The organism is Vibrio algarum, from assembly GCF_028204155.1.
GTDB lineage: Bacteria > Pseudomonadota > Gammaproteobacteria > Enterobacterales > Vibrionaceae > Vibrio > Vibrio algarum.
On the sequence record NZ_JAQLOI010000001.1, the window covers coordinates 1,213,507 to 1,225,592 of the forward strand.

At 42.2% G+C, this 12,086-nt stretch carries 9 protein-coding genes and 14 tRNA genes; 2 read left to right on the top strand and 21 right to left on the bottom strand.

The features are described 5' to 3' along the window. Positions 1-118 precede the first annotated feature (118 nt). Positions 119-589, top strand: coding sequence for a zinc ribbon-containing protein (locus PGX00_RS05865; RefSeq protein ID WP_272133653.1), 471 nt, complete (start codon positions 119-121; stop codon positions 587-589). A 67-nt stretch (positions 590-656) separates the two neighbouring features. On the opposite strand, the gene lnt is transcribed toward PGX00_RS05865, so the two are convergent. The 5 genes from lnt to miaB all read right to left on the bottom strand — a co-directional run bounded on the left by lnt (position 657) and on the right by miaB (position 6,194). Then, the gene (gene lnt, locus PGX00_RS05870) at positions 657-2,177 is read right to left on the bottom strand and encodes an apolipoprotein N-acyltransferase (RefSeq protein ID WP_407702339.1); all 1,521 of its coding nucleotides are present in this window, start codon (positions 2,175-2,177) and stop codon (positions 657-659) included. Positions 2,178-2,198: 21 nt separating this feature from the next. Further along, entirely contained in the window at positions 2,199-3,092 is an 894-nt protein-coding gene (corC, locus tag PGX00_RS05875; protein ID WP_272133657.1) for a CNNM family magnesium/cobalt transport protein CorC, read from the bottom strand. A gap of 38 nt (positions 3,093-3,130) precedes the next feature. After that, positions 3,131-3,592, bottom strand: a complete 462-nt coding sequence (gene ybeY, locus PGX00_RS05880) for an rRNA maturation RNase YbeY (RefSeq protein ID WP_272133659.1) — start codon at positions 3,590-3,592, stop codon at positions 3,131-3,133. A 17-nt stretch (positions 3,593-3,609) separates the two neighbouring features. Beyond that, a complete protein-coding gene (locus tag PGX00_RS05885; RefSeq protein WP_272133661.1) occupies positions 3,610-4,677 on the bottom strand; it encodes a PhoH family protein in 1,068 nt (355 codons plus the stop codon). 92 nt (positions 4,678-4,769) lie between these two features. Next, positions 4,770-6,194 carry a tRNA (N6-isopentenyl adenosine(37)-C2)-methylthiotransferase MiaB gene (gene miaB / locus PGX00_RS05890; protein WP_272133663.1) on the bottom strand — a complete coding sequence of 475 codons (1,425 nt, stop codon included), beginning with the start codon at positions 6,192-6,194 and terminating at the stop codon, positions 4,770-4,772. Between the two features lie 241 nt (positions 6,195-6,435). On the opposite strand from miaB, the gene PGX00_RS05895 reads away from it, so the two are divergent. After that, positions 6,436-7,590: a 2-octaprenyl-3-methyl-6-methoxy-1,4-benzoquinol hydroxylase gene (locus PGX00_RS05895; protein ID WP_272133665.1), complete on the top strand. Its 1,155-nt coding sequence runs from the start codon at positions 6,436-6,438 to the stop codon at positions 7,588-7,590. A gap of 62 nt (positions 7,591-7,652) precedes the next feature. On the opposite strand, the gene PGX00_RS05900 is transcribed toward PGX00_RS05895, so the two are convergent. From PGX00_RS05900 to pth, 16 genes are all read right to left on the bottom strand, one after another. Next, a tRNA-Leu gene (locus PGX00_RS05900) sits at positions 7,653-7,737 on the bottom strand. Between the two features lie 27 nt (positions 7,738-7,764). Beyond that, positions 7,765-7,849: transfer RNA gene (locus PGX00_RS05905), tRNA-Leu, on the bottom strand. Between the two features lie 59 nt (positions 7,850-7,908). Beyond that, positions 7,909-7,985: transfer RNA gene (locus PGX00_RS05910), tRNA-Met, on the bottom strand. Between the two features lie 254 nt (positions 7,986-8,239). Continuing rightward, positions 8,240-8,314, bottom strand: a tRNA-Gln gene (locus tag PGX00_RS05915). A 23-nt stretch (positions 8,315-8,337) separates the two neighbouring features. Continuing rightward, positions 8,338-8,422, bottom strand: a tRNA-Leu gene (locus PGX00_RS05920). Between the two features lie 217 nt (positions 8,423-8,639). Continuing rightward, positions 8,640-8,714: transfer RNA gene (locus PGX00_RS05925), tRNA-Gln, on the bottom strand. A 23-nt stretch (positions 8,715-8,737) separates the two neighbouring features. Further along, positions 8,738-8,822, bottom strand: a tRNA-Leu gene (locus PGX00_RS05930). Between the two features lie 218 nt (positions 8,823-9,040). Continuing rightward, positions 9,041-9,115 (bottom strand) — tRNA-Gln (locus tag PGX00_RS05935). Between the two features lie 7 nt (positions 9,116-9,122). Continuing rightward, positions 9,123-9,207, bottom strand: a tRNA-Leu gene (locus PGX00_RS05940). A 27-nt stretch (positions 9,208-9,234) separates the two neighbouring features. Continuing rightward, positions 9,235-9,319 (bottom strand) — tRNA-Leu (locus PGX00_RS05945). A 59-nt stretch (positions 9,320-9,378) separates the two neighbouring features. Beyond that, positions 9,379-9,455: transfer RNA gene (locus PGX00_RS05950), tRNA-Met, on the bottom strand. Positions 9,456-9,644: 189 nt separating this feature from the next. Further along, positions 9,645-9,719: transfer RNA gene (locus PGX00_RS05955), tRNA-Gln, on the bottom strand. Between the two features lie 23 nt (positions 9,720-9,742). Then, positions 9,743-9,827, bottom strand: a tRNA-Leu gene (locus PGX00_RS05960). Between the two features lie 54 nt (positions 9,828-9,881). After that, a tRNA-Met gene (locus PGX00_RS05965) sits at positions 9,882-9,958 on the bottom strand. Positions 9,959-10,236: 278 nt separating this feature from the next. Continuing rightward, positions 10,237-11,328, bottom strand: a complete 1,092-nt coding sequence (gene ychF / locus PGX00_RS05970) for a redox-regulated ATPase YchF (RefSeq protein WP_272133666.1) — start codon at positions 11,326-11,328, stop codon at positions 10,237-10,239. Between the two features lie 10 nt (positions 11,329-11,338). Next, on the bottom strand, positions 11,339-11,929 hold the full coding sequence (gene pth, locus PGX00_RS05975) for an aminoacyl-tRNA hydrolase (RefSeq protein ID WP_272133667.1): 591 nt from the start codon (positions 11,927-11,929) through the stop codon (positions 11,339-11,341). Positions 11,930-12,086 lie beyond the last annotated feature (157 nt).

Genomic DNA, 12,086 nt, shown 5'->3' on the forward strand with positions numbered 1-12,086 from the left:
GAGATCGGTTCGATCAGATTTGTATTGATCGGCATAGAATACCTAAAGGAAGCACGTACAACAAGCTACAATAAAGATAACATCGTACGATATTGACGGAATATAACGGAGGTAATCTATGCCCAAGCGTAAACTAGGTTATGAAGAGAAGTTTGAAGAGGTCGTTGAGGTATTAAAACACAGCCCTGAGGAAATCAATAAAGTACTAGAGACTTCAGGAGAGGTGGCTCAAGCTGCAAGTGATATGACAAAGGATGAACTCTCTCTTGTTTCTGCTTATGTGAAGTCAGATTTGAAAGAATTTGCAGATAATTACCAAGAAAGCAAAGAGAGCCCATTTTCTATTATGGTTGCGGATTCCATATGGCAAGCACTATTAGATATTACCGACCGCACGAAGGTCGAGTGGGTCGAGTTGTTTGAAGACTTAGAACACCAAGGCATCTATCAAGTAGGAGACGTAATAGGCTTGGGTCATTTGATCTGTGAAAAGTGTGGACAAAAAACGCAGTATATCCATCCAACAACAATTCAAGCGTGCAGTAAATGCGGCGGAGATGAGTTCACACGAGTCTCTTTGAAGCCATAAATAAGTGAAGTCGGACATGAAAATGCGTAAAGAGTAGAGCTTCGATATTGAGGCTCTACTTTTATATTTATTTTCTGCGTAATGCGAAATTAGTGAGGGAAACGACTAACGAAACAATTAAAAAAACAATCATAGGCCACTGACCCAAAGTCAAGAAGGGGGTTTGTCCTTTGCTTGACGTTACTTCGGCACGTAATACCTCAGTTTTAAATTGTGGGATCTGTGCAATGATATTGCCTTTGTAATCTGTTATTGCTGTTACGCCATTATTGGTGGCTCGAATGACAGGTTTACCCGTTTCTAACGCTCTCATCTGAGCGATTTCCATATGTTGAAGCGGGCCTATAGAATCTCCAAACCACGCATCATTTGACAATGTAAGAATAAAATTTGTATTTTGGTCGATGTTTTTTCTGACCTGTTCCCCAAAAATAATTTCATAGCAAAGTGCAGTAGCGAAGTATCTACCTTTGCCCACAATATTGTCTTGCACTAAGTCGCCACGGCTAAAGGAAGACATGGGCAAATTGAAAAAAGGGGCGATGGGTCTTAGTATGTCTGCAAATGGGACAAACTCCCCAAATGGGAGCAGATGGTGCTTTTTGTATCTTGGCTGAGTGTCGTAATTATATTCGCCAGACGGTGTGTCACCTAAAGTTAGGACGCTGTTATGGTAGCTACCTAACTGATTCTGAGTTACGACGCCAGTAATCAGGGCGGTTTCATTCATACGAGCCGCTTTATCTACATTGAGTAAGAAGCTAGGTAGTTCTTTTTCTAGCGCAGGTATAGCAGCCTCTGGCCAAATAACAATATCTGCATCCCAATTGATTCTGCTCAGATCTAAAAATTTCATTAACGTTGGCCAGCGTTCACTTGGCAACCACTTTTTCTCTTGAGATATATTACCCTGAATTAGAGCAAACGAGGTATGAGTCGATTTATCAGGAGTAACCCAGTCAATAGATTTAAGGCCGTAAGTACTTAAGAATATGATGAAAGGAAGTATAAGGCCGATGGGTTTGTGCTTTATAAATACCCAAGCTATTGCACTGGAGCACACCAGTATGGCTAGTGTGATAAGTTGAACGCCACCTATTGGCGCTAAACCAGAAAGAGGTGATTCAAGCTGGCTGTAGCCGAGTAAAAGCCATGGGAAGCCAGTCATTACCCAACCACGAGCTAAATCTGTTAATAACCATAACGACGGGATAGCGAATAGGTATCGCGTTTTACTATCTGTAGGGAATAGTCGATTGGTAAGTCCTGCGAATAGAGCGGGGTAAATCGATAGATACGATACCAATAAAATCATTAAGAAAAGACTAGCAGCTTTAGGCATACCACCAAAGGTATCGATGCTAATGTGTACCCAGCTAATCCCGATGGAGAACTGGCCTAGCCCGAACATAAAGCCGATGAATGAAGCCGCTTTACTACTTACTTTGTGAATAAGTAGAATAAAAAGGATAGGGCTGAGGATCGCCATTGGCCATAATTGGTAAGGCGCAAATGCAAGTGTTGTTGAAGCGCCAACAAAAGCGGCCAAGATAGGCCGCAATAGGCGATGATACTTGTTTGTCATCATCTAATCTTATAAGTGAGTATTTTACTCTTCAGTATTAGAAGAGCTATCTTCTTCTGGAATGGTAACCTGTAGCTGTATCACTCTTCGGTTATCCGCTGCAGCGACTTTAAAGTTATAATTGCTAATCTCAACGGTTTCACCACGCGATGGCAAATGACCGAAACTTGTCATGACCATACCGCCGATGGTATCTACTTCATCATCATTGAACCTGGTACCAAATCGATCGTTAAAGTCGTCTATTGTCGTTAACGCTTTAACTGCGAAGGTATGTTTACTAAGTTGACGGATATCTTCTTCTTCTTCGTCATCAAACTCGTCTTCTATCTCACCGACTATTTCTTCTAGGATATCTTCGATTGTGACTAATCCGGATACTCCACCAAATTCATCTACAACAATGGCCATGTGATAGCGTTCCTCGCGGAATTCTTTAAGTAATCGATCAACTCGTTTACTTTCTGGAACAACCACGGCTTGCCGTATCACTTCATTTATTTCAAACTCTTCACTTTCAGAGCCTAAATATTTAAGTAAGTCCTTCGCTAACAGAATGCCTTCGACATGGTCTTTGTCTTCACTGATTACAGGGTAGCGCGAATGCGTAGCTTCTGTAATTAGGGTGACTAGCTCATCAAGATTATGTTCTTTTTCAGCAGTAACCATCTGAGAGCGCGGTATCATAATATCTCTTACACGCATCTCTGCAATTTCCATTACTCCCTCAAGCATATCTCGGGTGTCATGGTCGATAAGGTCGTTTATTTCAGAATCTCGTATAACATCTACAAGTTCTTGGCGATCTTTTGGTTCACCTTGAAATATTTGGCCTAGGCGTTCAAAGAAGGACTTTCTACTCGGACCTTCTGATTTCCCATTGTTCCCTTCGGAACTGGGAGCGTTGTCGTCGTTCATGGTTTCTCATATGTTAACGCTATCAAATGTGTGATAGCTCACTTTTCATCGATATAAGGGTCTTCGAATCCCATTTTTTGCATAATTTCAGTTTCAAGAGATTCCATCTCGTCCGCTTCATCATCATTGATATGATCATAACCTAGCAGATGAAGTGCACCATGTACAACCATATGCGCCCAATGAGCAGAAAGTGGTTTGTTCTGTTCGAGTGCTTCTTTTTCTACTACTTGCTTGCAGATGATAAGATCACCCAATAGATCAATCTCTATTTCAGGTGGTGCCTCGAAGGGGAACGAGAGTACATTGGTGGGTTTATCTTTTCCTCTGTACTCGTTATTTAGTTGTTGGCTTTCTTGCTCATCAACTAAGCGAATGGTCACTTCTGCCTGTGGTTGAAAAAGGCGCACGGTTTCGGCTAACCATTGCTGGAAATCATTTTCACTTGGCAGGCCAATCTCGTCGGTCAAAGCAATTTGAAGATCAAGTTCGATAGTCATTGTGGGCTCTTGGCTAATTATTCGGTCTTTTGTGCTTCTAGAAGACGAGCATCTCGTTCTTCATTTCTGCGTTTTTCGATCTCGTTACGTACTTTTTGGTCTTTTGCTTCCCATTTTTCGTAAGCGTTAACGATTCGAGCGACAACAGGATGTCGAACAACATCATCAGCAATGAAAAAATTAAAGCTAATCTCATCGACTTCAGAAAGTACTTCAATCGCATGGCGTAGACCTGATTTTGCCCCTCTAGGCAAGTCTATCTGGGTTACGTCACCCGTAATCACCGCTCGAGAATTAAAGCCAATTCGAGTCAAAAACATTTTCATTTGCTCGATAGTGGTATTTTGACTCTCATCGAGAATAATGAACGCATCGTTAAGCGTTCGGCCACGCATGTAGGCTAACGGTGCAACCTCTATCACATTACGTTCAATAAGCTTCTCTACACGTTCGAACCCGAGCATCTCGAAGAGAGCATCGTATAGTGGCCTTAAGTACGGGTCGACTTTTTGGCTCAAATCCCCAGGTAGGAACCCAAGTTTTTCTCCCGCTTCTACTGCTGGTCGAGTCAAGAGAATACGACGAACCTCTTGACGCTCAAGTGCGTCAACGGCGGCGGCAACAGCTAAGTAGGTTTTGCCAGTACCCGCAGGGCCAATGCCATAGGTTATATCGTGAGTCACCATATTAACCAGGTATTGAGCTTGGTTTGGTGTTCGAGGCTTAATGACGCCTTTCTTCGTCTTAATAAAGACTTCTTTACCATGCTCGATAGTAGATTCGGTTGATTGTTCAAGCACACCAGATTCTTTTATTGCAAGGTGGATTTGTTCTGGCTCAATGTCAGGGATGGAGCCTCTAACTGGTGCTGTATTAACATAGACGGTTCGGATTATATCGAGTGCAGCTGCAGCTGCATGTGACTTTCCGACGATTGAAAATGCGTTACCGCGATAGTTAATTTCAACGCCGAGTCTACGTTCTATGTGTTTGATATTGTCATCGAATGGGCCGCAAAGGCTTGACAGACGGTGATTGTCGGAAGGTTCTAGATCTATCTCTAGTGTCAATATTTTATTGCTCAATTTTGCCTCTCATTGTTGCCCTTTACTCTGCTAGCAGGAGAGCTAGCGAGGAGCCCAGTTTAGAAAGGGCTCTGGCTTACTTTTAAGATAGCTTAAGGTGTAAATGTTGCAACACCTAGCTCGTCTTCTTTACGTGATTTTAACATCATTTCGGCAGGTGTTGTTGCAACACGTAGGTTCATTTCTTGTTCAGTGCGTACTAAGTCACCGCGAAGCGAATTAGAGAATACATCGGTAATTTTCACATCGACAAATTGACCTATGAGGTCGGCAGAGCCTTCAAAGTTAACTACACGGTTATTTTCAGTACGAGCTCGTAACTCCATTAGGTTTTTCTTCGATGGCCCTTCAACTAGAACACGTTGCTCTGTGGTTAGCATTTGACGAGAGTAACGCATAGCTTGGCTATTTATCTGTTGCTGCAATTCGTACAAGCGATCTTTTTTAACTTGTTCCGATAAATCACAAGGGTAATCCGCTGCTGGTGTGCCTGGACGAGCAGAAAAGACAAAGCTAAAGCTCATATCAAAATCGACATCTTTGATCAATTTCATTGTATCTTGGAAGTCGCTATCGGTTTCACCTGGGAAGCCAACAATAAAGTCAGAACTAATTTGTATATCTGGACGGGCTTTACGAAGCTTACGAATAATAGATTTATATTCAATAGCGGTGTGTGGACGCTTCATCATAGTAAGAATTCGGTCCGATCCGCTCTGCACAGGAAGGTGCAAAAAGCTGACTAACTCTGGCGTGTCTTCATAAACCGCAATGATGTCGTCAGTAAATTCTAGTGGGTGGCTGGTAGTAAACCGTAAACGATCGATTCCATCAATTGATGCAACAAGACGCAATAAGTCTGCAAATGAACAGATGTCTCCGTCATAGGTTGGACCGCGGTACGCATTGACGTTTTGGCCGAGTAAGTTAACTTCACGTACACCTTGTTCTGCTAATTGTGCGACCTCATACAGAACGTCATCCATAGGTCGGCTAACTTCTTCACCACGAGTATAAGGAACGACGCAATATGTGCAGTATTTAGAACAGCCTTCCATAATAGATACGAATGCGGTTGCACCATCAGCTCGTGGTTCGGGTAAATTGTCGAATTTTTCTATTTCAGGAAATGATATATCCATTACCGGAGCATCATCACTTTGTGACGCTTTTATCATTTCAGGAAGACGATGTAAGGTTTGTGGACCAAAGATAACGTCGACAAAGGGTGCTCGTTCGCGGATATGTTTGCCTTCTTGAGTGGCAACACACCCACCTACACCAATGACAACACCTTCTTTTTTGTCTTTTAGGGTTTTCCAGCGACCAAGCTGATGGAATACTTTTTCCTGCGCTTTTTCACGAATCGAACAGGTATTTAGAAGTAAGACATCTGCCTCCTCTGGAATTTCGGTTAGCTCATAACCATTGGCGGCATTAAGCAGATCGGCCATTTTAGATGAATCGTATTCGTTCATCTGGCAACCCCAAGTTTTGATTAGCAGTTTCTTACTCATTTTACATTCGCTCGTTTTCAGTGTTCAATCTAGTGAACCAAGTGCTCACATTTATCGTGCCAAAAGGTGGCAAGCCGCGTATTGTACTGCTTTAAAAACCGCCTGACTAGAGGTTGAATAAATGATTTCGAAATCGGCGGAAAGACCCTGTAGTCCTTAAGGTCACTTGGATGGGCCTTTGTTTGTTGGTTTAATTGAATAAGATAGAAAAGTAATCTTTAAAAGAGAAGAAGTATCTGAAATGGAACAATACGATTTAGTCATTATTGGTGGTGGTATGGTTGGCGCCGCGGTTGCTTTAGGCGCTGCAACGCAGGGTAAAAAAATAGCCTTAGTTGAAGGTATAAAGCCGAAAGCATTTGATGAGTCTCAACCGATGGATATCCGCGTGTCGGCTATTTCTAAGGCATCTGTCGAACTTCTAAAATCATTAGAAGTATGGGGAAAAATAACAGCTATGCGTGTTTGTCCATATCGTCGTCTGGAAACGTGGGAGCATTCAGAGTGCCGTACAAAATTTGATGCGGATTCATTGGGGTTAGATGAACTTGGTTATATTGTTGAAAACCGATTGATTCAACTTGCGTTATGGGAACAAATTAATCAGTGTGAGAATGTAGAAGCGTTTTGTCCAGACAGTTTAATCTCAATAGAATTTGGCAGTGCTTTGAATTTAATCAAGCTATCATCGGGCAAAAATATAAAAACGAAGCTGGTAATTGGTGCTGATGGTGCGAATTCTAAAGTGCGAGATAGCGCAGGCATTGGTATTACCGCATGGGATTATCGACAGGATTGTATGTTGATTAATGTTGAGACCGAAAAGCCTCAGCAAGATATAACATGGCAATGGTTTACAGCACGAGGTCCGCGCTCATTTTTGCCACTTAAAGGAAATCAAGGTTCACTGGTTTGGTATGATTCACCTAAAAGGATTAAACAACTTACCTCTATGAGTAAAGGTGCTTTACGAACCGAAGTTTTAACCCATTTCCCAACTGAGCTTGGGGATATAAAGGTTTTGCAAGCAGGGTCTTTCCCTTTAGTGCGTCGACACGCTCAGCGTTATTTTAAGAACCGCTGCATCTTAGTTGGAGATTCTGCTCATACGATTAACCCTTTAGCCGGGCAGGGTGTTAATCTCGGATTTAAAGATGTATCTGTATTGCTGGATATTTTAAACACAGAAGATTGGTGTTCGGAAGATACATTGAACCAATATGAGAGAAGAAGGCGACCTGATAACATGCTTATGCAGTCGGGTATGGATTTCTTTTATAAAGTATTCAGTAATGATGTCGCTCCTCTCAAATTAGCTCGGAATACCGTATTAAAACTGGCGAACGGGGCAGGACCAATAAAAGAGAAAGTACTGAAATATGCGCTAGGGCTTTAGCTATTTCAGAAGACACAATATTCAGACATAAAAAAAGCACTCAATGAGTGCTTTTTTTATAATGGTGCGGAAGGAGAGACTTGAACTCTCACACCTTGCGGCGCCAGAACCTAAATCTGGTGCGTCTACCAATTCCGCCACTTCCGCAAAACATGTTTGTAGATAAATCTGAGATGGTGCGGAAGGAGAGACTTGAACTCTCACACCTTGCGGCGCCAGAACCTAAATCTGGTGCGTCTACCAATTCCGCCACTTCCGCATCTCAAATTGCCTACAGACTTATCGGCTAATTGGTAAAAGCAAACAAGTTTGAATAAATGGTGGCTACGACGGGATTTGAACCTGTGACCCCATCATTATGAGTGATGTGCTCTAACCAGCTGAGCTACGTAGCCATCACATTAAGCCTTACAGCTTAATCTTTGACGATATTAAGGCGTTTAAAATTCTTAATATCTAAATTATGGCTGAGCTACCTGCTAGATTTAGAACTAAAGGGAACCAAGGAATGCTGGCATCAAAAGTTATCTAGTGATTAAGTCAACCATTTGTAAATATGGCTGGGCTACCTGCTAGATTTTTAACTAAAGGGAACCAGGGATGCTGGCATCAAAAGTTATCTAGTGGTTAATTCAACCATTTGTAAATATGGCTGGGCTACCTGGATTCGAACCAGGGAATGCTGGCATCAAAAGCCAGTGCCTTACCGCTTGGCGATAGCCCAACAGAGTTCTTTCAACAGAAAGATGGTGCGGAAGGAGAGACTTGAACTCTCACACCTTGCGGCGCCAGAACCTAAATCTGGTGCGTCTACCAATTCCGCCACTTCCGCATGTTTCGTATTCTAATTAGGTGAATTGGACCCAAAAAGAAATTGTACTCATTAAGCTAGGGACTTAACAAATTCATATGGTTGTTATAATGAGTTATTTACTCTCATTAACAATCATCTAAATATGGCTGGGCTACCTGCTAGATTTTGAACTAAAGGGAACCAGGAATGCTGGCATCAAAAGTTATCTAGTGATTAATTCAACCATTTGTAAATATGGCTGGGCTACCTGGATTCGAACCAGGGAATGCTGGCATCAAAAGCCAGTGCCTTACCGCTTGGCGATAGCCCAACAGGGTTCTTTCAAAAGAAAGATGGTGCGGAAGGAGAGACTTGAACTCTCACACCTTGCGGCGCCAGAACCTAAATCTGGTGCGTCTACCAATTCCGCCACTTCCGCATGTTTCGTATTCTAATTAGGTGAATTGGACCTAAAAAGAAGTTGTACTCATTAAGCTAGGGACTTAACAAATTCATATGGTTGTTATAATGAGTTATTTACTCTCATTAACAATCATCTAAATATGGCTGGGCTACCTGCTAGATTTTGAACTAAAGGGAACCAGGGAATGCTGGCATCAAAAGTTATCTAGTGATCAATTCAACCATTTGTAAATATGGCTGGGCTACCTGGATTCGAACCAGGGAATGCTGGCATCAAAAGCCAGTGCCTTACCGCTTGGCGATAGCCCAACAAATATGGTGCGGAAGGAGAGACTTGAACTCTCACACCTTGCGGCGCCAGAACCTAAATCTGGTGCGTCTACCAATTCCGCCACTTCCGCGTAAATCTGTTGTAGAAAATATTGAGATGGTGCGGAAGGAGAGACTTGAACTCTCACACCTTGCGGCGCCAGAACCTAAATCTGGTGCGTCTACCAATTCCGCCACTTCCGCGTCTCAAATTGTCTACAGACTTATCTGCTAATTGGTAAAAGCAAACAAGCTTGAATAAATGGTGGCTACGACGGGATTTGAACCTGTGACCCCATCATTATGAGTGATGTGCTCTAACCAGCTGAGCTACGTAGCCATCTAAAACGAGCGAAACAATATAATATAAAGTTCGTTCTTTTAACAGTACAAAAAGTACTTTTTTAAAATATGGTTAATTCAACCATTTTTAAATATGGCTGGGCTACCTGCTAGATTTTGAATTAAAGGGAACCAGGGATGCTGGCATCAAAATTCATCTAGTGGTCAATTCAACCATTTGTAAATATGGCTGGGCTACCTGGATTCGAACCAGGGAATGCTGGCATCAAAAGCCAGTGCCTTACCGCTTGGCGATAGCCCAACAGGGTTCTTTCAAAAGAAAGATGGTGCGGAAGGAGAGACTTGAACTCTCACACCTTGCGGCGCCAGAACCTAAATCTGGTGCGTCTACCAATTCCGCCACTTCCGCAAATCTTTTTATAATTTCCAGATAGTAGAATTAGTCTATCTAGAAAAGAAAATATGGTGGCTACGACGGGATTTGAACCTGTGACCCCATCATTATGAGTGATGTGCTCTAACCAGCTGAGCTACGTAGCCAAACTCTCATTGACTAACCGTACGGTCAGCGATGAGAACGGAGCGCATTATGCGGATCTGTGAGAAAACCGTCAACCTATTTTTTGAATAAATCCGGCTAAAAAGATTGTTCGCGTCTTTTTTAAACAAAGATGGCTTTTTTTGGTTAAAAACTAGTAACATTTCTCTAATAAATTGGGAGTTTAACATCGAAAAAACTAACGATAGAAATCGAGACACAGAAATAAAAAAAGCCACTCGATAAAAGTGGCTTATTTACTAAAGATGCAGTTTGGAGTTTATACGTTGAAGCGGAAGTGGACTACATCACCATCTTTAACGATGTAATCTTTACCTTCTAATCGCCATTTTCCGGCTTCTTTCGCTCCGCTTTCACCGTTAAATTGGATGAAGTCATCATAGCCAACAACTTCAGCACGGATAAAACCTTTCTCAAAGTCGGTGTGAATTTTACCAGCGGATTGAGGAGCTGTAGCGCCAACAGGTATTGTCCATGCACGAACTTCTTTAACTCCAGCAGTGAAGTACGTCTGAAGTGTAAGCAAATCGTAACCCGAGCGAATTACACGGTTTAGACCTGGTTCTTCAATGCCCATATCCTCTAGGAATTCAGCACGGTCTTCATCATCTAATTCTGAAAGTTCAGATTCAATTGCCGCACATACTGCCACTACTACGTTATTCTCATTTTCAGCGTACTGACGTACTTGCTCAAGGTATGGGTTGTTTTCAAAGCCATCTTCGCTAACATTAGCAATGTACATGGTTGGTTTTAACGTTAAGAAGTTTAGATAACCAATGGCTTTTAACTCTTCTTTCGCTAGTTGAACCGTTCTTGCCATTCCACCTTCTGTCAGTATTGGTAGCAGCTTTTCTAATACCGTAATTTCGAATTTAGCGTCTTTATCACCACCTTTTGCACGTTTTGCTTGGCGGTGAATAGCACGTTCGCAAGTATCCAAATCAGCTAGAGCAAGCTCTAAATTGATGATTTCAATATCGTCTAAAGGAGATATTTTACCGGCTACGTGTACGATGTTTTCGTCTTCAAAACAGCGCACAACATGACCAATTGCGTCGGTTTCACGGATGTTAGCTAAGAATTTGTTACCTAAGCCTTCACCTTTAGATGCACCAGCAACTAGCCCAGCGATATCTACAAACTCCATAGTAGTAGGTAGAACTTTTTGAGGGTTTACGATCTTTGCTAATGCATCTAGACGTAAATCAGGCACTGGTACTATGCCCGTGTTAGGCTCGATAGTACAAAATGGAAAGTTTGCTGCTTCAATACCAGCTTTAGTTAGTGCGTTAAACAGAGTTGATTTACCGACATTTGGTAGACCGACGATGCCACATTTAAAACCCATGATATAAACCTTATTCTGCTTTGAACGTATGTAAGCGATTTTGTGCTTTGGCTATGCCTTCTTTGAGCAAGATGTCTAAGCTGCGGACAGATTCGTCGACGACAGCTTCAATACATTCTTGTTCTTTTGCTGGTGCTTTTCCCAGCACATAGCCAGATACTCTATCTTTATGCCCCGGGTGGCCGATGCCAATCCGCAAGCGATAAAATTCTTTATTGTTGCCTAGTTTGCTGATTGAATCCCTGAGTCCGTTGTGACCGCCATGACCGCCACCTTTTTTGAACTTACCAACACCTGGAGGGAGATCTAGCTCGTCGTGAGCGATCATGATTTCTTCCGGTTTGATTTGGTAAAACTTAGCTACGGCTGCAACTGCCTTGCCAGATAAGTTCATAAACGTGGTTGGAATGAGAAGACGCAAATCCTCCCCGTTCACCATAATTCGTCCAGTATAACCATAGAATTTTGCTTCGTTCTTTAATGCGATATTGTGGACTCGTGCCAATTCTTCAACAACCCATGCGCCGGCATTATGTCGGGTTTTTGCATATTCAGGACCTGGATTTGCCAGACCTACGAGCAGTTTTATCTCTTGACTCACGGTTAAGATCTCTCTTGGATTTTCAAAAAGCGCCGTATAGTAGCATAGAAATGCTTCAAGGTGCGAGGTACTAGATACGGCTTTCTTAATAGAAAAAAACACCTCTTTAAAAGAGGTGTTTTTAAAAATTCTAACGGTTATTTACTATAACGAATAA

Excerpts from the sequence above, each read along its gene's own strand:
- ychF (WP_272133666.1), bottom strand. The coding sequence starts at position 11,328 with ATGGGTTTTAAATGTGGCATCGTCGGTCTACCAAATGTCGGTAAATCA.
- lnt (WP_407702339.1), bottom strand. The coding sequence starts at position 2,177 with ATGATGACAAACAAGTATCATCGCCTATTGCGGCCTATCTTGGCCGCT.
- PGX00_RS05865 (WP_272133653.1), top strand. The coding sequence starts at position 119 with ATGCCCAAGCGTAAACTAGGTTATGAAGAGAAGTTTGAAGAGGTCGTT.
- ybeY (WP_272133659.1), bottom strand. The coding sequence starts at position 3,592 with ATGACTATCGAACTTGATCTTCAAATTGCTTTGACCGACGAGATTGGC.
- corC (WP_272133657.1), bottom strand. The coding sequence starts at position 3,092 with ATGAACGACGACAACGCTCCCAGTTCCGAAGGGAACAATGGGAAATCA.
- miaB (WP_272133663.1), bottom strand. The coding sequence starts at position 6,194 with ATGAGTAAGAAACTGCTAATCAAAACTTGGGGTTGCCAGATGAACGAA.
- PGX00_RS05895 (WP_272133665.1), top strand. The coding sequence starts at position 6,436 with ATGGAACAATACGATTTAGTCATTATTGGTGGTGGTATGGTTGGCGCC.